Raw genomic sequence first — 25,601 nt, 5'->3', positions numbered from 1 at the left:
ACCGTCTCACAGCAACTGCAGCATAGTACTAACGCAGAATCAGCGTAGAGGCTACAAACTCAGGGCAGCGACAACTCGTCGCTCCACTCGAGTTGCACTAGCCGGTCACCGGTTCCAACGAACAGTTCCCCGTCACCGACTGCCGGTGTGGCCGTGATGGGGTCCTCGAAGCCGTGGTGCCAGAGATGGTCACAGTCGTCGGTGAGATCCAGGCCGTAGAGCGAGCCGGTCGTGTCGCCAACGCAGAGCACGTCGCCGGCGACGACGGGGCTTGCCTGGACCTCGCCGTCGAGGGCAACGCCTTTTTTCGAGAAGAGCCAGCCGCGCAGTTTGCGCCGGCCGAAGGTCGTGTCTGTGACGTGGGCGTAGCCGTCGTTCGCGCCGACGAGTGTCGTTCCTTCGTCGGTGAGAACGGTTGCACTCGAGGTGAAGCCGCCGGTGATCGTGTAGGTGAACCAGGTCTGGCCGGTGCCGGCGTTCAACGCGAGCAGTGTGCCACCGGCGTCGGCGACGTAGACGCGGCCGTCGGCGACTGTGAGTGCGTTCGTCGCGACATCGTTGGTGGGTGCAGTCCAGATGCCTTCACCGTCGTCGCTCGCGAGACAGTGTACGTGCTCGTCGGCCGTCGCAGCGTAGATGCGCGGCGAGTCCCAGGGTTCATCGCTCTCGGTGTCGATGTCGATGCTGTCGTTCAGCTCCATACTGCCGTCGAGTTCCTGTCCGAGATTCTGGTCGCTCTCGGGCTCGAGTTCGGCGTCGAACGACGGTCTTGCCGTTTGCTCCTGCAGCGGTGCTCGTTCCCGTCCCGTCTCCGGCGGTCTCGCGATAACCGGCGCTCCCGTCACCGGCGTGTCGGTCTCGACCGTCCAGCGGACGGTTCCGGGCTCTTCAACTGCCTCCCCATTGTCGCCGTCCAGATCGAACGCTTCCACCTCGTCGCCAGCCGCGGTCGCAATCGCGGTGAGGCCGTCCTCGTGGCCGGCGTACAGATCTCCGTCCGCATACAGAAGGGGCGTTGTGAGCGAGGTTGGTAACTCGAGTTGCCAGTACTGCTCGCCGGTGGCGGGGTCCACGGCGTGAATCGTCCCGTCCGTGGTTCCGAAAAACAGGCGGTCGCGCGTGCGAACGGGCGCGGTGTCGGTCGCAGTCATCGTCTCGACGACCCAGCGTCGTCGTCCCGTCTCACGGTCGAACGCATAGCAGTTCCCTCGGTCCGTTCCGACGAAGACGGTATCGCGGTCGAGAACCGGCGGGCCAACAGTGCCGACGAGGTCGGCTGTCCACCCCGCTTCGACGCGGACGGGGTCGGAGACGGCTCGCCGGACACCCGAGCGTTGCTCGTCGCCCTCGCACTGAGTCCATTCTGTCACTGTGGGTGCGTACTGACTGAATCGGTATAATGGATGCGACCTGCCAGTATCGTGGCCGCCGCAGATGCTCGTGAGTTGAATACGATACAGAACAATCGGTGGAGCTGAAGACGACACAGAACGAACGGTGGGGAAGCATGTCCCAGTACGTTGCTGCCCCTGGCTCCGTCCGCACCGGCAGGCACAACGCTGCTGTATGGCGCAGTCGATGGTGGTGTGGCTACCTGCCGTGGTTCTATATCACACGCTTAGCGAGATGAGCACACTGCCCAACCAGTAGGGTCACCGACTCTGCTTACTGTCTGACTTCGAGCAGCCGCGATTCACAGTCGTTGCACGTAATCGCGTACACCTGATAGGACCGACAGCAGGATTCGACAGTCTCCTCGTCGAGCGAAATCTCACCCGTACAGCTTGGACACTCCTCGACGAACGCCCGCAGCCCGTTCGCGAGCTGACTGCGCTGTTCGAGCGAGAGCGCCGGCCATTCCGGTACCCGTTCTGCGAGTACGTGCATACTCCCCAGATCGGCCAGCAGTGCCGCGTCGGACTCCCACTGCGCAGCAAGCCGACCCTCGATGAGCGCTCGAACTGGCTGGTCCGGGCCGTCGGCCTGCTCCACCGTCACTGCCGACTGATCGACATCGAAAAACGTCCCGACCTGTGTGACTCGATCACCGTCCCGGCGCTCGTCGATAGCGACTCGCCAGGTGTTCTCGAGTTCCTCGGTCAGACAGAGATCGTCCGCTTCGCCATCTTCAGCATTTTTCGCTCCTTCAACCCCTTCAGCCCCTTCAGCCCCTTCAGCCCCCTCAGACGCTTCAGCCCCTTCGCCATCCCCACCAGTCCGTGAACACGGAACGACGAGATCGTACTCGAGTAACCACCGCTCTGGATTGAGTGGCTCGCCGGCGGTGTGGCCGGGTTCAGCGCCGGAACCGGTGTCGGCGTCGGTATCGGACGGTGTGGTCGTCGCACCGGCACTGGTGGTCGATCCATCTTCTGCAACGAGTGTTCCCGCACCCGGTTCGGGTTCTTTGTCGAATTTCGCCAGAAGCCAGTCAGGGAAGTATCGCTTCGTCAGCGACGGTGTGCCGGGAACGAGGTAGCCACGCAAGGCGATTGCGGTAACCGAGAGAGCGACGACGACGATTGCGAGTAGCGGCGAGACCACCGCGGCGGCGACGGCGAGTATGCCCGCGATGACGAGGTTGACGATCGTACAGGGGAGACACCGATTCTCACCGGTGTACTCCGGCTTGTGGATATGCGCGAGAAGTGGGACCTGCTGGAGCTTCATATTTCGACCTCAGCGTGATACGACAAAAACATTTTCCCGCCACCGGCGTGGTGTGAATAGACCGGTCTCTCGTCCGATTCGCTGCGATCGGTTCCCCGCTCAGTACATCCGCAACAACTGCGCGTGGTGGGTCTCGCCGACCTCGAGCACGTTCGCCTCGTCGATGAAGCCCGCCTCGATCGCGAGTTCGACCGATCGGGTGCCGACGATGTTAGCCACGTCCGCCCGCGCGAGACTGTCGATAACGGCATCCTCGTCCGCCTCGTCGCCGCCGTAGAACTCCTCCGTGACGGTCAGCGAGAGGTCGTCGCCTTCGAACGTCTCACCGAGGGCATCGCTGTCACAGACCGCAACGAGTAACCCCTCCTGTGTCTGGCGTTCGTTGATGATCATGCGTCGTCTCGTCTCACTCTGTTACTCGAGTTCCCACTCGCTGTCGCGGTCGGCTTCGCGGCCGGGGTCGGCGATGTCGCCTGCGGGATCGGTTGCACCGCCGCCCGCACCGGTCGGCTGGCCCTCCATTTCTCGACGATCCTCCATCATCTGCTGTTCGGCGCGCTCGCGCAGTTCGTTGGCCTCCTCGGCGATCTCTTCGGCCTCGTCGTACTCGCCGAGATCTTCGAGAATTTCGGCTTTCTCCTCGAGGATCTTGGCGTTTCGAAGCCCGAGTCGGATCGCGTTGTCGATACACTGCAGGGCCTCCTCGGAGAGGCCGCGCTCTGAGAGGAAGAAGGCGCGGTTGAACCAGCCCTCGGCGAAGCGCTCGTCGATCTCGACGGCTCGCTCGGCGTGTTCGAGCGCCTGTGCGGTCTCACCAAACTCCCAGAGGGCGTAGGCGAGGTTTGTCTCGGCCGTCGCAGCGTGTTCGCTCTCGGCGTCGATATCCAGGGCCTCTCGGTGGGCACCGATCGCCTCGTCCCACTCCTCGAGTTCGGCGTGAGCGACGCCCTTGTTGACCCAAGCTTCCTGCTCGAGTCGCTCGTCCTCTGCGTACTGGGCGGTCCGCTCGAAGGCGTCGGTCGCCTGCTCGTAGCGGTTGATCTGCATGTAGCTCAGGCCGACGTCGAGCAGTTCCGTGGCGTCGACGTCGTCGCTTGCGATCTGCTGGCTGTCGAGCGTGTCGGCGACGACGCGGGAGTCGACCGGGTCGACCTTCGAGGGGTCGACGTCCAGTTCCGGCGGGTCGAGGTCGAACTCGTCGTAGGGGTCGCTGAACCCCTCTCCTTCGGAGAAGCGATGGTCGCGAGAGTCGTCTCCGGTTCCGTCTCCCTCTCGGTCAGTCATTGGTTGAATGTGGCGACGACGACTGTTAAGGGCTGCGACCCGGGAACAGACGGCTCGTTACATATTGCCCTCCTCACCATCGCCGTCGTCAGGCGTCGCCACCATTGAGTAGTTCGCCGTCGAACCATCCGGTATGCGACTCTTCGTCAGCGTCGACCTTCCGGCCGACCTCGCGAACGCGGTTGCCGACCTCCAGGACGAGTTCAGCGACGCGAGCGGCCTCACCTTCACTGACCCCGAGCAGGCCCACGTGACGCTGAAGTTCCTCGGCGACGTCGAGGAGGGCCAGCTTTCCCAACTCGAGTCCGAACTCGAGACGGCGGTCGACGAGGCGGATGTTTCACCCTTCACCGTCCGCTACGGTGGACTCGGCGTCTTCCCCGATTTGGAGTACATCAGCGTGCTCTGGCTTGGGACCGAAACGGGTGGCGACGAACTGGCGGCCCTGCACGAGGCCATCGAGGAGCGGACGACGGCGATGGGGTTCGAGGCGGAGTCACACGAGTTCACGCCGCACGTCACGCTCGCGCGCATGGAGCACGCGGGCGGGAAGGAGTTGGTGCAGGAGCTCGTCCGCGAGCGAGCGCCAACGATTGGTGAAGCCCGCGTCGAGGAGGTTCGGCTGACCGAGAGTACGCTCACAGATGAGGGACCGGAGTACTCGACGGTTGCGCGGTTTCCGCTCAAGGAATGTTAGTGTAGAATACCTTCAGTCGAGGCAGTCGCTTCCAGCGTTATTTGTGAATATTTCTGCCTCGCCGCCGTCATTGATCAAGAGTAGGACCCGAATACATCCTTCAGTGTATTGAGTCGTGAGATTTGCTTCGGTAGTTCTTCCATCCACAGTGGCCCGGATAATAAACTCCCCTGGCTCTTCTGGAAGGTCAAGTGATACTTCTTTACCGCCAGCTATATTCCCGTCTGCGGCATCAATCGTATGACTCGCTGAGTGAATGATATTGTCGTCATACTCAATCTCTAACTCAACTGTGTGCTCCTCTTGTTCAGTATTATCAATGGAGACTTCAGTCAGTACCGTCCCTGCGGTCTCACTGTTACCGTCTGATCGAGAGAGACAACCAGACAGTATAAATGATGCACCCACAGCCGTATGAATTAGACTTCTTCTGTCCATTATCTGTATTAAGTGTCTGTCAATGAATAATGTTCATGGACTATTCTTCATTGAGTGGCTCACTTCGAACTGAAAGAGCGAGTCGGTAGAGTGGACCACCATCTGCGAATCGCTCCAATTCCGGATTTGATTCAATCGTCTGCTGAGGTACTTCAGTAACTTCGTGTTCTTGCGATAGCTCCTTAATGAGTTGATCAGTACTCACTGAAGGTGTACAGTAACCTGGATCTACTGGTTGCTCAACGGAAAGCGTTCTTGCGACCCGTGCTTGTCCAACACTTAGCGAACTGCACTTGCTGTCAATATCGACTCGTAGGTTATAACACCCATCGTGTTGCTCAACGAACCAGCGGAAAAAACTCGAACTCTCAAAAGGACGATCACTGGAATTGTATTCCCACTGATATTCTGCGATGCCATTCTCACTATCGGGCGAGTCAGTGTTAGCTAATGCATTAACCATATTCGCAACCAATATCCCCCCCTGACAGAACAGGGTGAAGAGATCCGACTGCTGCTTGGACTGCTGTTTCGGCTGCTTCCTTATAGTCTGGATTGTTGATCGGGTCCGACGGAGGTGGTGTACATCCCAGATTTCTAGGGTCGTCACTAGTCCATATTGTTGGATCGCTGAGAGAGGAATTAATGTCAACAGTAAATTCGTGGTCCCTAATCCGTGTGTCTAGCCCTTCTTTTTCCCACTCGTCATTACCACTGAGTCTTCGACGTCCACTGTGAGTGGAGTTCATCCGGAATTCGTGCAACCAGTTACCAGCATTATTGACATGGCTTCCATAGTATTCTACGGACACACCAATACCGACTTTGGTCTCGTGTGTTATACTGTCAACGTCAGAATTATCTTCATATGACTCAGTCCATTCTGGGTCACCACCCAAATCTGCAGTTGTAATATCAGCCAACGGAATCATTGAGACACTGCCAATAACGCCTGCTGCGCCAACTTTTTTTAAAGCATCTCGTCGTCCGATCCTTGGTTGCTTGTTTGGCCGCTTCTCTTTACCATTCTTCATAACCAATGGCGACTTCCACTTGAACACTAATATAATTTTCTATATATTCTCCTGTAAAAGCTTACAACTTCCCAGCGTAGCCTTGATAGCATATTTGAGCACTTTTTCCCGTTTCCGAAATAACGAATAACAAGCACCGAGCATCGACGACACTGCCTGCTGGCCGCACCACACCCACGTTCTGTTCGAGTGCAAGCACCAACGCTTCACCAGTGCTCGGCATCGCTTCTGTGCATGCAAACCGTCGTACACCTCCTGTCGGGAGACGAGGGCGAACAGGACACGTCACTCGCGATCGCCAAAAACCTCGTCGCGGACGAGAGCGGTCGAATAGACGACGTCGCGGTCGTCATCCAGGCGTCCGGAATCGAGGTGGCCAGAGCCGGTGGCAGAGCAGACGACGACATTCAGGAGCTACTCGACGACGGTATCGCGTTCAAGGCGTGCAGCAATACACTCGAGACGGTCGACTTCGGCGAGTCGGATCTCATCGACGGAATCGAAACGGTTCCCGAAGGGGCCGTCGAGGTGACGCAGTTGCAGACGGACGGCTATGCATACGTTCGGCCGTAGGTGTGATCGGCCGTCGAGACTCCATCCTGGGGCCACGGTAGTTCGGTATCGGTGTCCTACAGCACCCACTCTGCTCGTGTACCGTCGTCGTACGCTGGGACAACTTGCACATACAGCACCGTGTATGATGTGGGATGACGGGATACTGGCGTAGCCGATGGAGCCACCGCCGTCGTCGTTGCTGTCTCGGTTCGGACGGTCCACCCCGATCAGCCGCCGGGAGTTCGTCGCCGCCGTCGGTGGCGTGGGTGGCGCATCTCTGTTCGGGCCGAGTGTGGACGCTAGCGAAAGTGAGGCCAATGACCTTCGGGTTCGCGTTTATCCCGGTCCCGTCCCGCCGACTGCCTGGCCCCGGCACGGCGTCGACGGGATGAGCGACGACTGGCCGATCCCGTTTCGGGACGCGTTCGCGGCCGTCGAGGACGCGATGGGGCAGATCCAGGCCTACGCGGCCGACCGATCGCTGGTCTCGGATTCGACCACCGCTTCAGAGCCTGAACTTACCGTGCGCGTCGAGCGTGGCCCTCCTGTCCGCTTTCCGCTCCTGTCCGTCTCGCAGCCGACTGACCTCGCGTTTCCGTCGCTGCCGACCGTTCTCGACGCCTTTCGCGACCAGCTTCGAGATCACGATGCACTCGGTGGGCCGACCTGCCACCTGTTGCTTTGCTGGTCGCCGTTCAACTACCAGGTGGGCTACGGTGGAACCATCTCTCCGAACGACCTGATCGGCTCTGTAGGGAGTGACACGGATGCGGATGACCCAGACGCAGTCGACGGCGCACAGACCGTCGCTAACGTCGGTGCGACGGAGGTCTGGGATTCGCGCGCAGTCAGCCGAAACATCGCGATTCACGAAGTGCTTCATACGTTCCTCTCACCCGATATCGTCGCAGAGGTTGGGGATACACGCTGTGACCACAACCTGGGAACTGCCACCAGAACCGGACCGGAGGGACGAACGCTGCGCGTAAGCCCTATGGCGACCGCCTACGCCGGCCCCGACGAGCTCGGCGGCGGAACCCGATTTCACGGCACCGGCTGCTACAATCACGACGAGTTCGCTAACCACGACGGCTACGAGGCCGACGGCACCGACCCAGCAGTCGATCACTTCGAGTACACGACGGACCTGAGCGAGGCGACACTCGAGGCGGCCGCCGAATACTTGGCCCGTGTTCGATCTTGAACTCTTGAACTCCGGACTCTGGACTCTGGATCTGAAACCTGAACGCTGAAGCCTGAACTCTGTTCCCCGAGTCAGTCGAAATCGATCCAGGGCACCGGTGACCGGTGATCGCGACCCCCTCACACACCACGGCCCCGAGAGATGGACAAGATTTTAAGCCAGCACGGGCTACGTCCGGCTACTATGGGTAAGAAATCGAAGGGCAAGAAGAAGCGACTTGCCAAACTCGAGAACCAGAACAGCCGCGTTCCGGCCTGGGTTATGATGAAGACGGACATGGAAGTCCAGCGGAACCCGAAGCGACGCAACTGGCGGCGTAACGACACCGACGAGTAAGATCCATGAGTGCAAGTGATTTCGAAGAACGCGTTGTAACCGTCCCGCTGCGGGACGTCAAGAAGGGCGCAAACCACGAGGCCGCGGACCTCGCCATGCGACTCATCCGTGAACACCTCGCCAAGCACTTCGCCGTCGACGAGGACGCCATCCGACTCGACCCCTCGATCAACGAGGAAATCTGGTCCCAGGGTCGAGCGAACCCGCCACGCAAGCTCCGCGTCCGCGCGGCTCGCTTCGACGAAGAGGGTGAGGCCGTCGTTGAGGCCGAGGTCGCCGACTAAACTTGCAGCGACTCGCCTTCGCCGGGTCGGCCTACGTCGGCGTCTTCGCCCGTGCGACCGACTCGTGCGTGCTCGTTCGCCCGGACGTCGACGACGATATCGTCGCCGACCTGACCGACGAACTCGCGGTTCCCGCGATCCAGACAACTGTCGGCGGTTCCTCGACCGTCGGCGCGCTAGCGACGGGTAACGAAAACGGCCTCCTCGTCAGCTCCCGCGTACTCGAGTACGAGCGCGAGCGACTCGAAGCGGACGTCGACCTGCCCGTCGCGGAGTTGCCCGGTAGTATCAACGCCGCCGGGAACGTCGTCCTCGCGAACGACTACGGGGCCTACGTCCATCCGGACCTGCCTCGTGAGGCAATCCAGATCATCAAGGACACACTCGACGTGCCGGTCGAACGCGGCGATCTCGCGGGTGTTCGCACCGTCGGCACCGCTGCGGTCGCGACGAATTCGGGCGTGCTCTGTCACCCAAAGGCGACCGACGAGGAACTCGACGTACTCGAGGAGACGCTCGACGTTCGCGCGGACGTCGGGACGATCAACTACGGTGCGCCCCTGGTCGGGTCGGGGCTGTTGGCCAACGAGTCGGGCTACGTCGTCGGTGAGGACACGACGGGTCCTGAACTCGGCCGGATCGAGGATACGCTCGGCTATCTGGACTAACTGCTACGAACTGTCCCCGGTCGGTTTTGCGGTCCGTTTTTCTGGCTGTCTTGACTGTACATAGTGTCCTGGCTGTGCGTTTGTGCGCGACTGCTTGCACTGGTTCTGTACAGATTCCGGTTTGAATATACAGTTCTAAGCGGCGTATCTACTCGGTAGACGCCTCATACTACACGAATCACTGCTACGAACGGTCCTCAAGACTTATGATATGGTAGCAACATGTGGCTCGTATGTTCGGGTCCCTGTTCGCCAGATTCAAAACCGGCCTCGCGATCGCAAAAGCCTCGTTTGGCATCCTCCGCCGCGAGAAGTGGCTGCTCGCGTTCCCCGTCATGTACGGCCTTGCCTGGGTCGTCGGACTGGTCGGTCTGTTCGGTGGCATCGTTGCCGCGTTGTTCGGTGTCGGCTACGGGATGGCGCTCGTTGAGCAGTTCACGACAGTCTCGGAAGGGACAGCCGATACGGCAGTCACAGCCTTTCTTGTGGCTGCCTCCGTCGGATTCATGTTCGTCGCCACCTCGATTGCGACGTTCTTCAGCGCGGCGCTCGTCCACGCCGTCGGCAGCCTGTTCGCCGACGAACCGACCAGCCTCCGGGCCGGCCTCGCCGGTGCCTGGGAATCTCGCCGGACGATCCTCGCGTGGGGTGCCGTCGGCACCGTCGTCGGTCTCATCTTCCAGGCACTCGAGAGCCAGGACGGCTGGGGTGCCCAGATTGCCCGCTCGCTGGCCGGCTTCGCCTGGTTCGCGATGACGTTCTTCATCGTCCCAGTCATCGTCTTTCAGGAGGGTGGCGTTCGAAAGTCGCTGCGCGAGAGTGCCAGCCTGTTTCGCGAGACGTGGGGACAGGTCGGTGGGATCAGTCTCGGCGTCGGACTCGTGATGATGCCGCTGATCGTTCTCACTGCGCTCGCCGGCATCGGCGCGCCGATGTTCGCACTCGCCGAGCCGTGGTCGGTGCTCACGTTTACGCTCGTACCGACACTGCTGGTGATCGGCGTCCTGCTGGCGGTCTATCAGGCCGCGACGGGAATCGCGAAGACAGCCCTCTACAAGTACGCCCGCGACGGCTCGTTGCCGCCGGAGTTCGACGGCATCGACCCCGATGCGATCACGCGACCTCGGCGTGGCGGAACCGGGATGACGGGCCAGCCCTCGAACCGCGAGCCGGGACAGATCTAGCCCGGAGCCGTCCGCTACACCCTGTTTCGGCGAAACGTCTGCAAAACCGCGGAAATCACTGTGGAAGGGAAGATTCTTCCGACTGCCTGCCGGAGTGAAAGCCATGAGTCAACAACAGCTCCAGCAGCTTTCCCAGGAACTTCAGGAGATACAGGAACAGATCACCGCGCTCGAAGGCGAAGTCGAGAATATTCGCACCGAGCAGAGCGAGGTCGACGAGGCCATCGATGCCCTCCAGACGCTCGAAACTGGTTCGACGGTGCAGGTTCCACTCGGCGGCGGCGCGTACCTGCGCGCAACGATCGAGGATATCGACGAAGCGATCGTCGAACTCGGCTCCGATTACGCCGCAGAGTTCGAACAGGACGACGCCGTCGGCGCACTCGAGCGCAAGAAGGAGACGCTCGACGACCGAATCGAGGAGCTCGAAGACGAAATCGACGAGTTCGAATCCGAGAGCGACGAACTCGAGTCCCAGGCCCAGCAGCTCCAGCAGCAGGCGATGCAACAGCAGATGCAGCAGATGGGCGGCCAGCCGGGCCAGGACGACGAGTAAGGCAGAACTGGGACGGGTGCGGGCAGTCAATGAGACCGGTATCCGTTCCCGTTCAGTAGTCAACAATCACCAATCAGCAATCAGAAGTTGGCAGCCACTAGCAGTTCCCTACAGCCACCGTTACAATGTTCGACAATCTGAAGAAGAAACTCGGAAGCTTCCGGAAGGACGCCGAGGAAGCTGCCGAAGAGAACGTCGAGGAGGTCGACGATCCCGCCGCGGACGTGGATGGTGTCGAGAGCGATGTCGAGGAAGCCGATATAGCCGAGACGGCCGATTCCGAGCCAGCCGCGGATGCTGGTGCAGATGTGGAGACGGATGTCGATGTCGATGTCGATGTCGACGTCGATGCCGATGCCGATGCTCACACCACTGAGTCGACCGACCCAACCGACCAGGCGGTTGCCGAACCGTCAGCTTCCACCGAGTCGGAGTCGACCACGACCACCACCACGACCTCGAAGACAGCCCCGAGCGACACAGCACTCGAGTCCCCGGCCGAGACGAGCGCCGAGACTGAGGCTGAGACTGAGACTGAGCCCGAATCCGACCTCGAAACGGCGGGAGAGGTGGATGCTGATCCCGACGTGGCCGACGGCAGCGAAACTGATGACGCCGAGGACGCCGAGGACACAACCAACAACGGCAGCACCGGCTTCGGCCGCAAGGCCAAATCCTTCGTCAAAGGCAAGTTCGTCATCGAGGAGGAGGACCTCGAGGGGCCACTCCACGAACTCGAGATGGCGCTGCTCTCGAGTGACGTCGAGATGGGCGTCGCCGAGGAAATCCTCGACAACATCCGCGACGAACTCATCGGCGAGACGCGGACGTTCACGACCTCGACCGGCGAGGTCGTCGAGGAGGCGCTCCGGGATGCGATCTACGACGTCATCAGCGTCGGTCAGTTCGACTTCGACGAGCGCATCGCGATCGAGGACAAGCCGGTGACGATCATCTTCACCGGCGTCAACGGCGTCGGGAAGACCACTTCGATCGCAAAGCTCAGCCGCTACTTCGAGGAACGGGGCTACTCCACTGTGATGGCCAACGGCGACACCTATCGCGCCGGGGCCAACGAGCAGATCCAGGAGCACGCCAACGCGCTCGACACGAAACTCATCACCCACGAGCAGGGCGGCGACCCCGCCGCGGTGCTGTACGACGCCGTCGAGTACGCCGAGGCCAACGACGTCGATGTCGTCCTCGGTGACACGGCGGGTCGACTCCACACCGACGAGGGGTTGATGGACCAACTCGAGAAGATCGACCGCGTCGTCGACCCGGACATGACGCTGTTCGTCGACGAGGCGGTGGCCGGCCAGGACGCGGTCAACCGTGCCCGCGAGTTCAACAACGCGGCAGAGATCGACGGTGCGATCCTGACGAAAGCCGACGCCGACTCGAACGGCGGGGCGGCGATTTCGGTCGCACACGTCACCGGTCGTCCGATTCTCTTCCTCGGTGTCGGCCAGGGCTACGACCACATCGAGCGCTTCGATCCGGAGGAGATGGTCGACCGACTGCTCGAGGAGGAGTAGTCGCTCACCCACTCCCGGCTCTCGACACTGTAACAGTCGTCTCCTCTCATCCGCCCGTTCCCTTCGACACGCATAGGTTAGATACGAAACAGCTATTGGTGGCCTGGCTGACGTGCGTATATGTGCCCTCCCCGCTCTCGTCGGCCGGTTCTCGCGTCTGTCGCCTCCCTTTCCGCACTCACAGCGGGCTGTTCGACGAACTGGTTCAGCAACCCAGAGACGGCTTCGTCGAACGGTGAATCCACACCTACAGGAACCGACGCTGACTGTACTGCTGTTTCTCGACCGACTGCGTTTCCACCCGCGTCAGCCAACGGAGATATAGCCGGTCTCGAGTTCGACGCACTCGAGTACCCACCCGACCCAGCCAAGCGCGCACAGAGTGCGCTGGCGTATGTGGGTACACTCGAGCGGGCGTATCGTCAGCAAGCGTTTCTCGCGGGGCACGGTGACCAGGCGCGTGACTTCGAGTTGTCGATCGGACAGCATCGGCTGTCGGCAGTAGCCGACGAGGATTGGGACCACGACTCCGAGGACGACCGCGATCAGGATGGTGTCCTGGTCTCGCTGGTGTACGATCTGGTGACGGAGACGGTGCACACGGAGCACGCCGAGTGGGACGTTCGAGTGACCTACTTCCTCAACGATCGGGTCGCGTTGCGTGCGCAGTACGACGGCATTGGAACGGAGCCGTCGTTCGACCCCGACCCGCGAACGGAGGGGGAACTGGTCGCCTGCTCGGAACGCTCGTAACCGGGGCAGCGAACTTATAGGCACCCGCCAGAAAGCAGTGGCTGACACGACACATGGACCCACACATTCGAGTTGCCACCACGGCCGATGCGGCCGCAGTTCGTGACATCTACGCCCCCTTCTGTTCGTCCTCCGCGGTTACGTTCGAGGAGACGCCGCCGACCGCCGACGAGATGGCAGACCGTATCGAGTCGACACTCGAGCAGTACCCCTGGCTCGTCGCCGAGAGTGCGGACGGGACGGTGCTCGGCTACGCCTACGCGGGCCCGCTGCGAAAGCGCCAGGCCTACCAGTGGGTCGTCGAACTCTCCGTCTACGTCGCGGCGGACGCTCGCCAGTCGGGCGTCGGCAGAGCGCTGTACGAGTCGCTGTTTGCTATCCTCGAGCGTCAGGGATTTTACGACGCCTATGCGGTGACGACGCTTCCGAACCCCGCGACGGTTCGATTTCACGAACGGCTCGGCTTCGAGCGCTTTGCAGACTTCCCGCGGGTCGGCTACACGCAGGGAGAGTGGCACGACGTGCGGTGGTGGCGACGGGAAATCGCAGACAAACCCGAGAATCCGGAACCGATCACGCCGTTCTCGACGGTTCGGGAGGACGAGTTCGGGTCGCTGCTCCGGGCTGGCGAGCCGTTTCTCGAGGTGTAACCTTGTCGTCGGCTCGCAGGCTCTCGAGGTCTCTCCTCGAACGTCTCCGCGAGACCGTGAATCCTCTCGACGATCAGGTCTTCGCTGCCGACGAAATGGCCGATTGGCTGCTCAAGGACGAAGCGTAATTCGACCACTACCGCGTCGGTCCCGCTTCGCTTCGTTCGGAGACGCCCCGTACACTATTCGGTCAGCACAGCGATGACTGGAACTCACCCATTAGACTCTCTCACAACGGAGACGATCAGACCGACGAGTGTGATCGCTAGACCTCCCCAGAGTAACAGGTGGTGGAGTTCTGTGACAATAGGCGCCCCCTCGGTGAGCGTGTTTCTCATCATCCAGAACCCTGCTACTATCGAGAGGTTTATTCCAACGAGACTGACATGCGTTCCATCCACCTCTATAATATACCATCTCTTCTATGATAAATACATTCTACCATCCATCCTTTAATAGTCTCTACACCTTCCATTCACACCTCTCTATAGTAACAACTGCAACTAGTTACACACTGATCGCCGAGCAGGCTGGCGAACAGGTGTGCAGTGACTTGCAGTGGCTACTATAGTTCCCTACTTCAGCAAATAGATCAGAATCAATTCCTTGTGGGATCTACGACCTGCTCCAGACTGGCGCAGTGTCACTCGAGTAACCCTCACCGTTCATCGTCCTGCTGGATGTCTTGGTCGGTGAGGTTGTCTGGGTGGGTCACGGGTTCTTCTGCCAACGAACTGCGTCTAACCCTATCCCCTGCATCGCTCCCGGAACTCCACCGATCCGAACCCCGCCTTCTTTTGCCCCGATACACGGAGTGGCTCATATGGATCCCTCGAACTGGCAAACGTATCTCGTCACCCAGGAGTCCGTCTCGGCGGGGCGCTCGACGCTCGAGATCGTCGAGGCGGCGATCGCGGGCGGGGTCGACGTCGTTCAACTCCGTGAGAAGGACACCGACACCCGGTTTCGGTACGAACTCGGTCGGGAACTGCGCGAACTGACAGCCGAGGCGGGCGTGGGCCTGATCGTCAACGATCGGGTCGATATCGCACAGGCGATCGACGCTGACGGCGTCCACGTCGGCCAGTCGGACCTCCCTGTCTCGGTCGCCCGCGATCTGCTCGGGCCGGATTCGATCGTCGGCTGTTCGACGGGGACGGTCGACGCGGCCGAACAGGCCGAAGCCGACGGAGCAGATTACGTCGGCGTCGGGACGATTTACGGAACGACCTCGAAGGACGTCGCAAAACACAAAGACGGCGTCGGTCCGGAGCGCGTCGCCGACGTCACCGATGCGATTTCGATTCCGGCGGTCGGCATCGGTGGGATCACGGCCGGGAACGCCGGACCGGTCGTCGAGGCAGGTGCAGTCGGTGTCGCAGTCATCTCGGCAATCACCGCCGCCGACGATCCGCGGGCTGCGACCGCCGCGCTCGCTTCGACCGTCGAAACGACAAAGCACGTCGAGCACGGAGGAGCTACCGAATGAGTGACACGGACTCACCCGACGTCACGGGCGACGAACTCGCGGGCTCGCTGCGAGCCATCGCGGACGCCCCGCCACTCGTCCAGGCACTGACCAACGAGGTGACGATGAACGACGTGGCGAACCTCATCCTCCACTGGGATGCGCTCCCGGTGATGGCCGACTCCCCCGGCGATGCCGGCGAGATGGCCCAGGGTGCAGACGCCGTGCTGTTCAACACGGGCCAGATTCCAGAGACGAAAGTTGAGGCCATGCGCGAGGCCGCACAGACGGCGGCCGACCGCGACCTTCCAGTCGTACTCGACCCCGTCGGCGTCGGTTCCACGCCGACACGCAAGTCGGTCGCACAGACGCTGCTCGACGAAGTCTCGTTCACCGTCATCAAGGGTAACTACGGCGAGATCAGCGCGCTCGCAGGCGTCGAAGCCGACGTGAAAGGCGTCGAATCCGTCGGCGACTACGACGAGATCGAGGAGACCGCCCGCTCGCTCGCCGACTCGACCGGCTCGATCGTCGTCGCCAGCGGCGTCGAGGATATCGTCGCCGATGCAGACAGCGCTTACCGACTCACTGCGGGCCACGAGATGCTCGGCGAGGTCGTCGGCACCGGCTGCATGCTCGGTTCGACCCTCGCCGTGTTCAACGGTGCACTCGAGGACGCCCACGCCGCGGCGCTTCACGGAACACTCGCGTTCGGCATCGCGGGCGAGCGCGCGGCCGAGATGGAGTACCAGGGACCGGCGAGTTACCGAACGAATTTTCACGATGCGGTTGCCGGGTTCGACGAGGCGATCGAGACAGCATCGCTCGATCTCGGTGACCGTGTCGAGCGACTCGTCTGAGCCTGCAGCGGGCGTCAGCAGACAGGTTTCGGGTTCGCACCCAGCGCTTCCAGGCTTTCGACGTACTCTGCGTAGGCGGTTTCGATCGCCTCCGTTGCCGCCTCGATCGCCTGCTCGCGGTCGGCGTCGCTCGAACAGTACTCCGCAACGAGCGCTTCGGCGCGCTCGCGTTGCCCGTCCAGATCATCGCCGAACTCCCGGAAGACAGCCGCCGTCTGCGGGTCCGCGTCGCCAACGAAGTAGCCGACCACCTGTTCCTTCGAGCGCTTGCTCGCCAGGACGCGACCGAGGAATCCACCGATGCGCTCGGGGGTGGACTCGAGTGCCCGCAGATAGTCGTGAAGGGCGGGCATTGCGGTTGGATCGTAAGACTCGACAGCGAAATCGCTGTCGCCGCCGCTTTCCAGCGTCTCGAGCACCGTTTCGAGGTGCTCACGTTCCTCCGCGGCGGTCGTCTCGAAGGCCTCGCGCGCGTTGCCGGACTCGGATTCGTCGGCCGCCCAGGCGCTGAACGTCTGCCAGGCGGCGTACTCGGCGTCCGCCGTGGCCTCGAGGACTGGCTCGGTCTCGATCTCGCCACCCGTATCGGCGTAGAGTGACTTCGAGGAACCGAGTCGCGAGAGTTCGGTCTGTGCGTTCTCGCGGACCGTCTCGAGGACGGCCTCTGCGGCGGGCGGGCTGTCGGTATCAGCTGCGTCGGATGGGTCGTCGGTCATCAGTTCAGGGCTAGTGTGGTGGGTGAGGGTCGCTACTTTCGTGCCGTTCGGTCCGCTCAGCTTCCGTCGCCGGTCTCGACCGGCGCGTTGACCAGGTTGCCCCACTCGGTCCAGGAACCGTCGTAGTTGACCGTGTCCTCGTAGCCGAGCAGTTCGTGCAGTGCGAACCACGCGACGGACGACCGCTCGCCGATGCGGCAGTAGGCGACCGTCGTCTCGCCGCCCGTAATGCCTTCCTCAGCGTAGAGGGACTCGAGTTCCTCGCGGCTCTTGAACGTCCCGTCGTCGGTGGTGACGGCTGCCCACGAGATGTTCTTCGCGCCCGGGATGTGGCCGCCGCGCTGGGCTGTCTCCTGCAGACCTGGTGGAGCGAGAATCTCGCCGCTATACTCCTCGGGCGAGCGCACGTCGACGAGCGGGACGCCGCGTTCAATCGCTTTCTCGACGTCCTCCCGGTAGGCGCGGATGTTCTCGCGCGGGCCGGCGGCGTCGTACTCGACGGCCGAGAAGTCTGGCTCCTCGTCGGTCGTCGGATACTCGTTCTCGAGCCAGTACTCGCGGCCGCCGTCTAACAGGTAGACCTCGTCGTGGCCGTAGTATTTCAGCTGCCAGTAGGTGTAGGCGGCGAACCAGTTCGCGTTGTCGCCGTAGAGGACGATGGTCGAGTCCTCGCTGATCCCGTGGGAGCCGAGGAGGTCCTCGAGATCGTCCTGCTCGAGCACGTCGCGGCGGGTCTGGTCCTGGAGTTGTGTCTCCCAGTTGAACCCGACCGCACCGGGGGCGTGTTCCTCCTCGTAAGCCTCGGTGTCTACGTCGACTTCGACCAGTCGGTACGCGGGATCGTCACTTTCGAACTCGTCGAGACGGTCGGCGACCCAGTCGGCCGTGACCAGTACGTCGTTGGCGTACTCGTTTGATGCCATAGCTATTCCCTGGTTCTTGGAGTTCATAGGGCCTCTCGAACCGGATAATGGAGTCGCCGGTCTGTCCTGGAGGTGAGTGTTACCGCTATCATGGACGCCCGAAATTGACTCGCGTTTTCTCCCCCTGCAGGGTGTCTGGCCCCCGACCTTCGACGGGTCGGCTGACTCACGACTGTCACCATGTTCGGCCACGAACCGGAACTGATTGCCACTATATCGGTACCGCGGGAAGACGTGCCGGTACCGAGTCGTTATCGGCCACGGAGCGAGTTCGCTCGGCCGATGGACGAATCCGTCGTCGTCTCGCCCGACTGGCTGGCAGCGAACCGCGACCGCCCCGACATCCGCCCCGTCGACGTCAGAGATGCCTGGGAGTTCGACGCCATCGGCCACGTTCCCGGTGCCGCCAGCATTCCCTTCGACAGCTACCGCGACGACTCCGACGCTGACCGCGGTACCCTCCCCGGTGCCGACGCCTTTGCGTCCCTGCTCTCTGCTGCCGGCATTGGCCCCGGCGACACCCTCGTCGCCTACGACGACACTCATGGCGTCTTCGCTGCCCGGTTGTATCTGACCGCACTCGAGTACGGCCACGACGACGTGCGCCTGCTGAACGGAGACTACAGCGCCTGGAGCCGGGAGTACGAGACGACGACGGCCGCGACCGAGTTCGAGGCGACGAACTACGAGCCCCACCCACTCGACCGGGAGGAGAGCCCACTGGTCGGCCGCGAGGCGGTCGAGGCCGCACGTGAGCGAGACGCGCTGCTGGTCGACACGCGCGAGCGCGATGAATTCGCGGAGGCACATCTTCCCGGTGCCGTCCGGTTCGACTGGCGCGAGGCCGTGGACGACGAAACGCGACGGTTGCTTTCGGAGGGCGATCTGGAGGGGTTACTCGAGTCCCACGGCATCACGCGGGATCAAGATATCGTGCTCTACTGTAACACGGCGCGGCGGATTAGCCACACCTACGTCGTTTTGCGGGCGCTTGGTTACGAGGACGTGGCGGTCTACGAGGGGAGTCTCACGGAGTGGATCGCGATGGACGGCGAAATTGAGACGGGAGCGTCGTAGATGGGTGGTTTGTAGAACAGTTAGCATACTTGTGACGTAGAATCGCACTCTGGTCGATACTGTGGAGTAGATACCGGGGCTGCAATCTGCTAATCGTCTAAACTAACTCCTTTACTTCCACTTCCACTTCCACTTCCACTTCCACTTTCACTTTCACACCGCGTGGCGAGCATTGGTATTCTGTCCAGCCCTCCTATGAGGATGTCTTACCGATGAAATCACCGCTCACAATCACCGACAAAGAGCAGTATTGGCTACGGAGCAGAGACGTCAGTGACTCTCCGAAGATCGGGGGTGACGATTACTTTTCAGAACACGGCGTTGGGCGACCGGAGAACGTGCAGTCCGACGATTTACCACCAGCGGAAAACGAAGCCGTTCGAGAAATCGACCGCGATGCACTCGAGGAGCAGAAGACGATCGGGAAGTGGCAGATTACGGGCTCAGCAGAGCGGATTGACGAGTTATGGCCTGAACTCGTCGCTGACGCAGAAGCAGGGCAGCTCTGGGCAGTCAAGGCGATGACGACGTTTGGTTACGAGGAGCTAGCCATGTACGACGACTATCTCCTCACGGTCTATACGCCGAATTATTTCGAGCGGCATGATGTGCTCCGGGTCAGGGAGCACCTCCGTGACGCACACGACGTTACCCACGAACTGTACTACAAGCCAGACATCTATACGGCAAAGGGAATCGTCGCGGACACAGCCGAGGAATTTGGCCTCTCAGCCCCTGCACGATACACCCAGTAAAACCTGGACCTCTCGTGAAGCCGTTTATGATACCCTCGCTGGTGGCAGTGGCGACTGTTCGCAGCGATTCGAACCACACCCATTCTCGAAAACATTTAGGGACAACACTTCTTCGCTCGGAACGATAGCAATGGTCTCCCGCCGCCACCTCCTGAGCAGTCTCGGCTGTGCCGCCCTCGCGGGCTGTACTGCGGTCCTCCCGTACGACGGCACACAACTGGGTTCGGTCGTCGCGTCGAACTACACCGACGACGAGCGGACGATCGAGGTCCGAATCGCCGCGGACGACGAAACGGTGTCGACGACAACGCACCGGTTGAACGCGATTTCCGAGCAGGTTCCAGCTGACGAGCAACTCCCCTGTGAATGGGGAGATGACCCGGACGAGTTCGTCATCGAAGCCAGACGAGACGACTCCGAGTGGCGAACGCTCGACGTCTCCGAGCGAGCGACGGGCGACTGTGCTGCGGTGGATGTCCGCGCACACGACCGGGACTACCTCCCACCGATCGAGTTCACCGTCCACGAGTGTTCCGAACTCGCGGACGACTACGGCTGTGGGTTTCTCGAGTGACGGCTCTGTCGCCGCTGTCGTTCCATTTTCGCAACTCAGGCGCCGCTGACATCCCGCCAATCCGGTGCCGTCGAATACTCTCGCGAGGACAACTCGTCGAACGCCGCGTAGACCACCTCCGACAGCGCCGGGTGCACGTGCACCGGCTCCGCAACGTCCTCGACCATTCCTGACCCACTGTCCATCGCGGTGACCACCTCCTGAATCAGCGTCGACGCATGCGGGCCGACGATATGGCAGCCCAGAATCTCTCCCTCAGGTGAGGCCAGCACCTTGACGAAGCCGTCGGCGTCGAGGATCATCCCCAGCGGCGCGGTCCCGAACGGGATGTTTGCTGACTGGTACTCGAGTCCCCGCTCTTCGAGCGCCCCTTCAGTTTGTCCCACGCTCGCGACCTGCGGCGACGTGAAAATCGCGTGCGGCATCGCGTGGTAGTCGACCTCCTCGCCGGCATCGTCGAGCACGTTCGCGGTGACGATCCGGGTTTCGTAGTCTGCCGCGTGCTTGTAGGGTTCGTTGGCGAGAACGTCGCCCAGCGCCCAGATGTCGTCAGCAGTCGTCGCCAGTTGCTCGTCCACCTCGATGTGGCCCGAGTCGTCCGTCTCGACGCCGGTTTTCTCGAGGTCGAGGCTGTCGGTGTTCGGCCGTCGGCCCGTGGCGAACAGGAGTCGTTCGGCTTCGAGTTCGACCGATTCGTCGCTGTTCTCTTCGTTGTCGTTCTCTCCACTGTCGTCCCCTTCGTCGCCGCTCCCGCCGTCATCGCTCGGCTCGGCCGTCACAACGATTCCGTCGTCCGTTTCCTCGACCGCCGCCGCCTCGTACCCCGTGTAGAGCTCGCAGTGAGACTCGAGTGCGTCCGTCACAACCTCGCTCACGTCGTCGTCCTCGCGGGGGACTAACTGCTCGCTGCGGCCGACGAGCGAGACCTCGGTGCCGAGCGCGCCGAAGAAGTAGCCCAGTTCCGCGCCGATGTAGCCGCCGCCGACGATGACGAGAGAATCTGGCTGTTCGTCCAGAAAGAGCGCGTCCTCGCTCGTGAGGTAGTCGACGTCCTCGACGCCGCCGATCGGCGGTATAACGGGGCGGCCGCCGACGGCGATGATGATTGTGTCGCCGCGGATTTGGGACGGTGTACTCGAGTCTGATTGTGACGCGTTCTCGTCGTCGGATTCGACAACAATCGTTCGGTCGTCGACGAACCGTCCCGTTCCGTGGTAGCGGGTGAGGCCGTCGGTGTCGTCGAGCGACGATTCCTGGTTGTCAGCTTTCTCGTAGACGGTGTCGTGGATCGCCGCGGTGAACTCGCCGAATTCGATCTCCTGGAGGTCGGCGTGGACGCCGAATTCGGCCGCACGGTGCAGTTCGTCGACGATGTCGGCGCGGTGGATGAGCGCCTTCGAGGGGATGCAGCCGCGGGTGACGCAGGCACCGCCGAGCGGGCCGGGTTCGACGACTGCGGCGGTGTGGCCCTCGTCGACGGCGGCGGTTGCGACCTGGCTGCCGGAGCCGCCACCGAGGACGACGAGGTCGTATTCGTCGATGCCGCCGTCTGCGGCAGCGGTAGTACAAGTGGTGCGTTCGCTGGAACCGTCAGTGCGCTCGCCAGCGTCGAATCCGGTCATCGGAGAACCGACAACGACTGTCGGCGTAAAACGAGGGGATGCGCTGGCTGGTCTGGTTCGAACACGTCCCTGCGGCGGCGAATCTCACAGCCAGTCGTCGCCAGTATCGTCCGATTGGCCGTCTCTGTACGTACTGACGGCTTCCTGGAGATTCCCAATTGCGATCTCTTCGGACTGGCCTTGACTCGAGACGCCGGTCTCCTCGTGGTCGGCAATGTAGAGGCCGTTCTCGTTGACACGGAGGGTGACGGTCTCGTCGCGGAGTTCGTCGTACGCCGAGAGGTCGACGGTGAGTTCGCGTTCGGTGTGAGTGTCGGCATCGGCGTCGGAATCTGCATCCGAAGGCATACCTCAACCTTGCCACCGCGCGAGTGAAATACTCACCGACGCGCTGCGACGCGCTGCGATGCGCTCCTGTGGTCCCGCCGTTGCGGTTCTCCGATTGCATTTCTGAACTGAGACATACACTCACACTCGACAACCGATGCTCACGACCCGGAATCGGCCTCTCGTCCGATTCCTGCCCGCCAGGTCCACGAGAAAAAGGCTTTAACGACCACGCCCCGTACATCCTGCAAATGGTACTCGACGATCTCGGGAGTTCTCTGCGGGGCAGTCTCGATAAGCTCCGCGGGAAGTCACGAATTAGTGAGGAGGACGTCGAGGAGATCGTCAAGGAGATCCAGCGCTCCTTGCTCTCCGCCGACGTTGACGTCTCGCTCGTGATGGAGCTGTCGGACAACATCAAAGAGCGTGCACTCGAGGAGGAACCCCCGGCCGGGACGCCGGCGCGGGACTTCGTCCTCCGTATTGTCTACGAGGAACTCGTCGGCCTCATCGGCGACTCGACGGAACTGCCACTCGAGGAACAGACCATTCTGCTTGCGGGACTGCAGGGGTCGGGGAAGACGACCTCCTCGGCCAAGATGGCCTGGTGGTTCTCGACGAAGGGACTTCGGCCGGCGATCATCCAGACGGACACGTTCCGACCCGGTGCGTACGATCAGGCCAAGGAGATGGCCGGCCGCGCCGAGGTCGACTTCTACGGGAACCCGGACAACGACGACCCAGTCGAAATCGCACGGAAGGGGCTCGAGGCGACGAGCGAAGCCGACGTCCACATCGTGGACACGGCTGGCCGCCACGCACTCGAGGACGACCTGATCGCCGAGATCGAGCAGATCGAGGGCGTTGTCGAGCCCGACACGTCGCTGCTCGTCCTCGACGCAGCGATCGGACAGGGAGCCAAGGAGCAGGCCCAGCAGTTCGACGAGTCGATCGGTATCGACGGCGTCGTCATCACGAAACTGGATGGTACCGCGAAGGGTGGTGGTGCCCTTACTGCGGTCGACCAGACCGACAGTTCGATTGCCTTCCTCGGAACCGGTGAGGAGGTCCAGGACGTCGAGCGCTTCGAGCCGGACAGCTTCATCTCCCGGCTACTCGGCATGGGTGACCTCGGACAGCTCGCAGAGCGAGTCGAGCGCGCGATGGAGCAGACCCAGATCGAGGACGACGACTGGGACCCCGAAGACATGCTTCAGGGACAGTTCACCCTGAACGACATGCAAAAGCAGATGGAGGCGATGAACAACATGGGGCCGCTCGATCAGGTGATGGACATGATCCCTGGTTTCGGCGGCGGGATCAAGGACCAGCTTCCTGACGACGCGATGGACGTCACCCAGGAGCGGATGCACAGCTTCAGCGTCATCATGGATTCGATGACTGACGCCGAGAAAGAATATCCGAAGGCAATCGGCGCGAGTCAGATCGAGCGCATCGCTCGCGGCTCCGGGACGAGCGAGGAACAGGTCCGCGAACTCCTTCAGCAGTACAAGATGATGGAGAAGACCATCAAGCAGTTCCAGGGCATGGGCTCTGAACAGGAGATGCAGCGCATGATGAAGCAGATGCAACAGGGTGGCGGCGGTGGCGGTGGCGGTGGTATGGGCGGCCTCGGCCCGTTCTGATTCCCGCTACGTTGCTCGCTCTGCTCTGTCGCTGTTCTCTTTCTCTTCCGCATCGCCTCTCCTATTCCCTCCCGTTCGCTTCCTCCCTTTCATAACAGTCAATAACTACAATTCACTGTGGCTGTCGTACCCCGGGTAATCAGTCAGTGCTACCGCCACTCTGGAGGTCTGTCGATAATCGCCAGAACTAACATGTCTACCAGCACGTTCTTACAGCTCCACTCACATTCTCGACGTAATGAATCGACGCCAGCACCTCGCGCAACTCGGTGGTGTCGGCCTCGTCGCACTCTCGGGCTGCCTCGATACCATCTCCAGCGACGAGACCGATGTCACTGTCACGGACCGAACCGGCCACCGCGCACTCGATCGCGCTATCGGCCGACTGAACGAAACCGCGATCGAACTCAGTGCACACACCGACTCCGGTGCCGCCAGCGACACTACAGACGGTTCCACCACCACCACCGACAACACGTCCGCAGACACCGAATTCGACCCCACTCCACACTCGGAGCGACTCGAGTCCGCTCGCTCATTGCTCGACACTGCGGCGAGTGAACTCGAGTCCGACCGGCAGGCAGACGTCGACCTCGTCCGCGACTATGCCGACGTACTCGAGGGACTCGTCTCGGTCACCGCAACCGTGACCGACGACGAACTCGAGCGCGAGATTGAGGAGGTGAGCGCTGCGTTCGATGTGAACCCAGACGACGAGGGGACGACGGGCGACGCAGCTACTGACGACCTTGACGACGCCCGCGACACCCTCTCGGGTCGATCCGGACACATCTCCGAGGCACAGGACCTCCTCGAAACCGCTACGCAGACAGTCGACGGCTTCGACGACGCACGCTACGAATCGCTGCCGACCGTCGACCGTGCACAACTGGTCGACGGGTTCGAGGCACTCGAGTCCGTCCTCGGTTCCCAGGCGGTGCTGGTCGCCGGCTACGACGAGTTGCTCGTGGGTTACGACGACCTCGAAGCAGGACGCGAGTACTTCGCGGACGACGAGTACGGCGCGGCCGAGACGGCATTTCTCGACGCGAAGTCGTCGTTCGAAGCGGGAACCGAAACGATCGAGGACGGGAGTGAATCTGCGCCGGCCGAGCTCGCGACTGCGTTCGAGACGGCTCACTGCCAGGGAGTCAACTTGCAGACGGCTGCAGCGGAGTTTGCAGCGAGTGCAGCGGCGGCTGACGACCGAGATATTACTGGGGCCCACCAGCACCAGGATGCGGCAGAAGACGCGCTCGCGGCGGCTGGCGAGTGTAGTGAGTGAGCAGTCGGCTCCGGTAGGCAGCGATTAGCTATCGACTGGCTTTCCGTCTTCTGTCGGCGGCGCAATCTGGTCGATGTACTCCTCGACCGTCGGTTCGTCGACGCGCACGCGGACGCTGATCTCGCCGAGTTCGTCCGGTTCGCCGACGGAGAAATTGATTCGATCCTCGAAGGCCGCCTGCTTCTTGAGCGCAAACGAGAACGTGTCGCCCTCGCGCGTCGAGAAGAACTCGCCGCGGGCGGTGTCGAGAATCTCCTGTCTGTGCAGCAACTCTGAGAAGTGGTCCATCGAGTGCGCCTCGGCGTGGATCTCACCGAAGGACTCCTCGAGGTCGGCGTTCGGGAAGATGTTGGCGACGGCGTCGGCAACCCGACTCGTCACCTCGGTGTCGTAGACCGGTGCCGTTGCTTCGACGTCGACGCGGTAGATATCGGTCATAGCTCTTGTCTCTGGATTCGGTGGGTACGACTTAGGGTCTAACGGTGCTGGTCCGTGTC

Annotated in this window: 29 protein-coding genes; 18 read left to right on the top strand and 11 right to left on the bottom strand. The window is 61.8% G+C overall.

The genetic code is table 11. The features are described 5' to 3' along the window. Nucleotides 1-59: 59 nt before the first annotated feature. The 4 genes from NMAG_RS08775 to NMAG_RS08760 form a co-directional block, all read right to left on the bottom strand. On the bottom strand, nucleotides 60-1,370 hold the full coding sequence (locus tag NMAG_RS08775) for an outer membrane protein assembly factor BamB family protein (protein WP_004267613.1): 1,311 nt from the start codon (nucleotides 1,368-1,370) through the stop codon (nucleotides 60-62). A gap of 295 nt (nucleotides 1,371-1,665) precedes the next feature. After that, nucleotides 1,666-2,670, bottom strand: a complete 1,005-nt coding sequence (locus NMAG_RS08770; RefSeq protein ID WP_004267614.1) for a hypothetical protein — start codon at nucleotides 2,668-2,670, stop codon at nucleotides 1,666-1,668. Nucleotides 2,671-2,769: 99 nt separating this feature from the next. Then, nucleotides 2,770-3,063 (bottom strand): DUF424 domain-containing protein, encoded by a 294-nt coding sequence (locus NMAG_RS08765; RefSeq protein WP_004267615.1) that lies wholly within the window; start codon nucleotides 3,061-3,063, stop codon nucleotides 2,770-2,772. Between the two features lie 21 nt (nucleotides 3,064-3,084). Continuing rightward, the gene (locus NMAG_RS08760; protein WP_004267616.1) at nucleotides 3,085-3,954 is read right to left on the bottom strand and encodes a tetratricopeptide repeat protein; all 870 of its coding nucleotides are present in this window, start codon (nucleotides 3,952-3,954) and stop codon (nucleotides 3,085-3,087) included. A 133-nt stretch (nucleotides 3,955-4,087) separates the two neighbouring features. On the opposite strand from NMAG_RS08760, the gene thpR reads away from it, so the two are divergent. Next, the gene (gene thpR / locus NMAG_RS08755) at nucleotides 4,088-4,651 is read left to right on the top strand and encodes an RNA 2',3'-cyclic phosphodiesterase (protein ID WP_004267617.1); all 564 of its coding nucleotides are present in this window, start codon (nucleotides 4,088-4,090) and stop codon (nucleotides 4,649-4,651) included. 12 nt (nucleotides 4,652-4,663) lie between these two features. On the opposite strand, the gene NMAG_RS20890 is transcribed toward thpR, so the two are convergent. After that, a complete protein-coding gene (locus tag NMAG_RS20890) occupies nucleotides 4,664-5,089 on the bottom strand; it encodes a hypothetical protein (RefSeq protein ID WP_004267618.1) in 426 nt (141 codons plus the stop codon). Nucleotides 5,090-5,544: 455 nt separating this feature from the next. After that, entirely contained in the window at nucleotides 5,545-6,123 is a 579-nt protein-coding gene (locus NMAG_RS21580; protein ID WP_012996580.1) for a hypothetical protein, read from the bottom strand. Between the two features lie 234 nt (nucleotides 6,124-6,357). Between NMAG_RS21580 and NMAG_RS08750 the strand changes: the two genes are divergently transcribed. The 12 genes from NMAG_RS08750 (at nucleotide 6,358) to thiM (ending at nucleotide 16,179) form a co-directional block, all read left to right on the top strand. After that, nucleotides 6,358-6,696 carry a DsrE family protein gene (locus NMAG_RS08750; RefSeq protein ID WP_004267619.1) on the top strand — a complete coding sequence of 113 codons (339 nt, stop codon included), beginning with the start codon at nucleotides 6,358-6,360 and terminating at the stop codon, nucleotides 6,694-6,696. A 157-nt stretch (nucleotides 6,697-6,853) separates the two neighbouring features. Further along, entirely contained in the window at nucleotides 6,854-7,882 is a 1,029-nt protein-coding gene (locus NMAG_RS08745) for a hypothetical protein (RefSeq protein ID WP_004267620.1), read from the top strand. Nucleotides 7,883-8,065: 183 nt separating this feature from the next. After that, nucleotides 8,066-8,218 (top strand): 50S ribosomal protein L39e, encoded by a 153-nt coding sequence (locus NMAG_RS08740; RefSeq protein WP_004267621.1) that lies wholly within the window; start codon nucleotides 8,066-8,068, stop codon nucleotides 8,216-8,218. 5 nt (nucleotides 8,219-8,223) lie between these two features. After that, entirely contained in the window at nucleotides 8,224-8,502 is a 279-nt protein-coding gene (locus tag NMAG_RS08735) for a 50S ribosomal protein L31e (protein WP_004267622.1), read from the top strand. A gap of 2 nt (nucleotides 8,503-8,504) precedes the next feature. Further along, entirely contained in the window at nucleotides 8,505-9,170 is a 666-nt protein-coding gene (locus tag NMAG_RS08730; protein ID WP_004267623.1) for a translation initiation factor IF-6, read from the top strand. A gap of 233 nt (nucleotides 9,171-9,403) precedes the next feature. Then, nucleotides 9,404-10,354 (top strand): DUF6159 family protein, encoded by a 951-nt coding sequence (locus NMAG_RS08725; protein WP_004267624.1) that lies wholly within the window; start codon nucleotides 9,404-9,406, stop codon nucleotides 10,352-10,354. 103 nt (nucleotides 10,355-10,457) lie between these two features. Further along, nucleotides 10,458-10,910: a prefoldin subunit alpha gene (pfdA, locus tag NMAG_RS08720; RefSeq protein WP_004267625.1), complete on the top strand. Its 453-nt coding sequence runs from the start codon at nucleotides 10,458-10,460 to the stop codon at nucleotides 10,908-10,910. A 125-nt stretch (nucleotides 10,911-11,035) separates the two neighbouring features. After that, a complete protein-coding gene (gene ftsY, locus NMAG_RS08715) occupies nucleotides 11,036-12,448 on the top strand; it encodes a signal recognition particle-docking protein FtsY (RefSeq protein WP_004267626.1) in 1,413 nt (470 codons plus the stop codon). 120 nt (nucleotides 12,449-12,568) lie between these two features. Further along, nucleotides 12,569-13,201: a hypothetical protein gene (locus NMAG_RS08710; protein WP_004267627.1), complete on the top strand. Its 633-nt coding sequence runs from the start codon at nucleotides 12,569-12,571 to the stop codon at nucleotides 13,199-13,201. A gap of 53 nt (nucleotides 13,202-13,254) precedes the next feature. Continuing rightward, a complete protein-coding gene (locus NMAG_RS08705; protein ID WP_004267628.1) occupies nucleotides 13,255-13,851 on the top strand; it encodes a GNAT family N-acetyltransferase in 597 nt (198 codons plus the stop codon). A gap of 823 nt (nucleotides 13,852-14,674) precedes the next feature. Continuing rightward, on the top strand, nucleotides 14,675-15,340 hold the full coding sequence (gene thiE / locus NMAG_RS08700) for a thiamine phosphate synthase (RefSeq protein ID WP_004267629.1): 666 nt from the start codon (nucleotides 14,675-14,677) through the stop codon (nucleotides 15,338-15,340). Beyond that, entirely contained in the window at nucleotides 15,337-16,179 is an 843-nt protein-coding gene (gene thiM / locus NMAG_RS08695) for a hydroxyethylthiazole kinase (RefSeq protein WP_004267630.1), read from the top strand. The genes thiE and thiM overlap by 4 nt, the downstream gene beginning before the upstream one ends. 14 nt (nucleotides 16,180-16,193) lie before the next feature. On the opposite strand, the gene NMAG_RS08690 is transcribed toward thiM, so the two are convergent. Together NMAG_RS08690 and NMAG_RS08685 are read right to left on the bottom strand one after the other, a co-directional pair. Beyond that, nucleotides 16,194-16,895, bottom strand: a complete 702-nt coding sequence (locus NMAG_RS08690) for a hypothetical protein (RefSeq protein ID WP_004267631.1) — start codon at nucleotides 16,893-16,895, stop codon at nucleotides 16,194-16,196. A gap of 56 nt (nucleotides 16,896-16,951) precedes the next feature. Further along, a complete protein-coding gene (locus NMAG_RS08685; protein ID WP_004267632.1) occupies nucleotides 16,952-17,818 on the bottom strand; it encodes a sulfurtransferase in 867 nt (288 codons plus the stop codon). Nucleotides 17,819-18,100: 282 nt separating this feature from the next. Between NMAG_RS08685 and NMAG_RS08680 the strand changes: the two genes are divergently transcribed. The 3 genes from NMAG_RS08680 (at nucleotide 18,101) to NMAG_RS08670 (ending at nucleotide 20,224) form a co-directional block, all read left to right on the top strand. After that, entirely contained in the window at nucleotides 18,101-18,895 is a 795-nt protein-coding gene (locus tag NMAG_RS08680) for a sulfurtransferase (RefSeq protein ID WP_012996577.1), read from the top strand. Nucleotides 18,896-19,107: 212 nt separating this feature from the next. After that, nucleotides 19,108-19,650 (top strand): putative phosphothreonine lyase domain-containing protein, encoded by a 543-nt coding sequence (locus NMAG_RS08675; protein WP_004267634.1) that lies wholly within the window; start codon nucleotides 19,108-19,110, stop codon nucleotides 19,648-19,650. Between the two features lie 130 nt (nucleotides 19,651-19,780). After that, the gene (locus NMAG_RS08670; RefSeq protein ID WP_004267635.1) at nucleotides 19,781-20,224 is read left to right on the top strand and encodes a hypothetical protein; all 444 of its coding nucleotides are present in this window, start codon (nucleotides 19,781-19,783) and stop codon (nucleotides 20,222-20,224) included. 35 nt (nucleotides 20,225-20,259) lie between these two features. Here NMAG_RS08670 and NMAG_RS08665 read toward each other — a convergent pair whose 3' ends face one another. Both NMAG_RS08665 and NMAG_RS08660 read right to left on the bottom strand, forming a co-directional pair. After that, nucleotides 20,260-21,846 (bottom strand): dihydrolipoyl dehydrogenase, encoded by a 1,587-nt coding sequence (locus NMAG_RS08665; protein WP_004267636.1) that lies wholly within the window; start codon nucleotides 21,844-21,846, stop codon nucleotides 20,260-20,262. An 84-nt stretch (nucleotides 21,847-21,930) separates the two neighbouring features. Then, the gene (locus tag NMAG_RS08660) at nucleotides 21,931-22,194 is read right to left on the bottom strand and encodes a type II toxin-antitoxin system HicB family antitoxin (protein ID WP_004267637.1); all 264 of its coding nucleotides are present in this window, start codon (nucleotides 22,192-22,194) and stop codon (nucleotides 21,931-21,933) included. A 230-nt stretch (nucleotides 22,195-22,424) separates the two neighbouring features. On the opposite strand from NMAG_RS08660, the gene NMAG_RS08655 reads away from it, so the two are divergent. Both NMAG_RS08655 and NMAG_RS08650 read left to right on the top strand, forming a co-directional pair. Further along, entirely contained in the window at nucleotides 22,425-23,819 is a 1,395-nt protein-coding gene (locus NMAG_RS08655) for a signal recognition particle protein Srp54 (RefSeq protein ID WP_004267638.1), read from the top strand. Nucleotides 23,820-24,057: 238 nt separating this feature from the next. Further along, nucleotides 24,058-25,104, top strand: a complete 1,047-nt coding sequence (locus tag NMAG_RS08650; RefSeq protein WP_004267639.1) for a hypothetical protein — start codon at nucleotides 24,058-24,060, stop codon at nucleotides 25,102-25,104. Between the two features lie 24 nt (nucleotides 25,105-25,128). Here NMAG_RS08650 and NMAG_RS08645 read toward each other — a convergent pair whose 3' ends face one another. Next, nucleotides 25,129-25,542: an RNA-binding domain-containing protein gene (locus NMAG_RS08645; RefSeq protein WP_004267640.1), complete on the bottom strand. Its 414-nt coding sequence runs from the start codon at nucleotides 25,540-25,542 to the stop codon at nucleotides 25,129-25,131. Nucleotides 25,543-25,601 lie beyond the last annotated feature (59 nt).

The sequence above is a fragment of the Natrialba magadii ATCC 43099 genome, from assembly GCF_000025625.1.
GTDB classification, from domain to species: domain Archaea; phylum Halobacteriota; class Halobacteria; order Halobacteriales; family Natrialbaceae; genus Natrialba; species Natrialba magadii.
The sequence above is the reverse complement of the archived record's forward strand: the minus strand, read 5'-3'. Positions and strand labels throughout refer to the sequence as shown.

Excerpts from the sequence above, each read along its gene's own strand:
- NMAG_RS08725 (WP_004267624.1), top strand. The coding sequence starts at position 9,404 with ATGTTCGGGTCCCTGTTCGCCAGATTCAAAACCGGCCTCGCGATCGCA.
- NMAG_RS08745 (WP_004267620.1), top strand. The coding sequence starts at position 6,854 with ATGGAGCCACCGCCGTCGTCGTTGCTGTCTCGGTTCGGACGGTCCACC.
- thpR (WP_004267617.1), top strand. The coding sequence starts at position 4,088 with ATGCGACTCTTCGTCAGCGTCGACCTTCCGGCCGACCTCGCGAACGCG.
- NMAG_RS08645 (WP_004267640.1), bottom strand. The coding sequence starts at position 25,542 with ATGACCGATATCTACCGCGTCGACGTCGAAGCAACGGCACCGGTCTAC.
- NMAG_RS20890 (WP_004267618.1), bottom strand. The coding sequence starts at position 5,089 with ATGGACAGAAGAAGTCTAATTCATACGGCTGTGGGTGCATCATTTATA.
- pfdA (WP_004267625.1), top strand. The coding sequence starts at position 10,458 with ATGAGTCAACAACAGCTCCAGCAGCTTTCCCAGGAACTTCAGGAGATA.
- ftsY (WP_004267626.1), top strand. The coding sequence starts at position 11,036 with ATGTTCGACAATCTGAAGAAGAAACTCGGAAGCTTCCGGAAGGACGCC.
- NMAG_RS08690 (WP_004267631.1), bottom strand. The coding sequence starts at position 16,895 with ATGACCGACGACCCATCCGACGCAGCTGATACCGACAGCCCGCCCGCC.
- NMAG_RS08740 (WP_004267621.1), top strand. The coding sequence starts at position 8,066 with ATGGGTAAGAAATCGAAGGGCAAGAAGAAGCGACTTGCCAAACTCGAG.
- NMAG_RS08735 (WP_004267622.1), top strand. The coding sequence starts at position 8,224 with ATGAGTGCAAGTGATTTCGAAGAACGCGTTGTAACCGTCCCGCTGCGG.
- NMAG_RS08765 (WP_004267615.1), bottom strand. The coding sequence starts at position 3,063 with ATGATCATCAACGAACGCCAGACACAGGAGGGGTTACTCGTTGCGGTC.
- NMAG_RS08650 (WP_004267639.1), top strand. The coding sequence starts at position 24,058 with ATGAATCGACGCCAGCACCTCGCGCAACTCGGTGGTGTCGGCCTCGTC.
- NMAG_RS08750 (WP_004267619.1), top strand. The coding sequence starts at position 6,358 with ATGCAAACCGTCGTACACCTCCTGTCGGGAGACGAGGGCGAACAGGAC.
- NMAG_RS08770 (WP_004267614.1), bottom strand. The coding sequence starts at position 2,670 with ATGAAGCTCCAGCAGGTCCCACTTCTCGCGCATATCCACAAGCCGGAG.
- NMAG_RS08670 (WP_004267635.1), top strand. The coding sequence starts at position 19,781 with ATGGTCTCCCGCCGCCACCTCCTGAGCAGTCTCGGCTGTGCCGCCCTC.
- NMAG_RS08675 (WP_004267634.1), top strand. The coding sequence starts at position 19,108 with ATGAAATCACCGCTCACAATCACCGACAAAGAGCAGTATTGGCTACGG.
- NMAG_RS08660 (WP_004267637.1), bottom strand. The coding sequence starts at position 22,194 with ATGCCTTCGGATGCAGATTCCGACGCCGATGCCGACACTCACACCGAA.
- thiM (WP_004267630.1), top strand. The coding sequence starts at position 15,337 with ATGAGTGACACGGACTCACCCGACGTCACGGGCGACGAACTCGCGGGC.
- NMAG_RS08665 (WP_004267636.1), bottom strand. The coding sequence starts at position 21,846 with ATGACCGGATTCGACGCTGGCGAGCGCACTGACGGTTCCAGCGAACGC.
- NMAG_RS08680 (WP_012996577.1), top strand. The coding sequence starts at position 18,101 with ATGGACGAATCCGTCGTCGTCTCGCCCGACTGGCTGGCAGCGAACCGC.
- NMAG_RS08705 (WP_004267628.1), top strand. The coding sequence starts at position 13,255 with ATGGACCCACACATTCGAGTTGCCACCACGGCCGATGCGGCCGCAGTT.
- NMAG_RS08685 (WP_004267632.1), bottom strand. The coding sequence starts at position 17,818 with ATGGCATCAAACGAGTACGCCAACGACGTACTGGTCACGGCCGACTGG.
- NMAG_RS08760 (WP_004267616.1), bottom strand. The coding sequence starts at position 3,954 with ATGACTGACCGAGAGGGAGACGGAACCGGAGACGACTCTCGCGACCAT.
- NMAG_RS21580 (WP_012996580.1), bottom strand. The coding sequence starts at position 6,123 with ATGAAGAATGGTAAAGAGAAGCGGCCAAACAAGCAACCAAGGATCGGA.
- NMAG_RS08710 (WP_004267627.1), top strand. The coding sequence starts at position 12,569 with ATGTGCCCTCCCCGCTCTCGTCGGCCGGTTCTCGCGTCTGTCGCCTCC.
- NMAG_RS08655 (WP_004267638.1), top strand. The coding sequence starts at position 22,425 with ATGGTACTCGACGATCTCGGGAGTTCTCTGCGGGGCAGTCTCGATAAG.
- thiE (WP_004267629.1), top strand. The coding sequence starts at position 14,675 with ATGGATCCCTCGAACTGGCAAACGTATCTCGTCACCCAGGAGTCCGTC.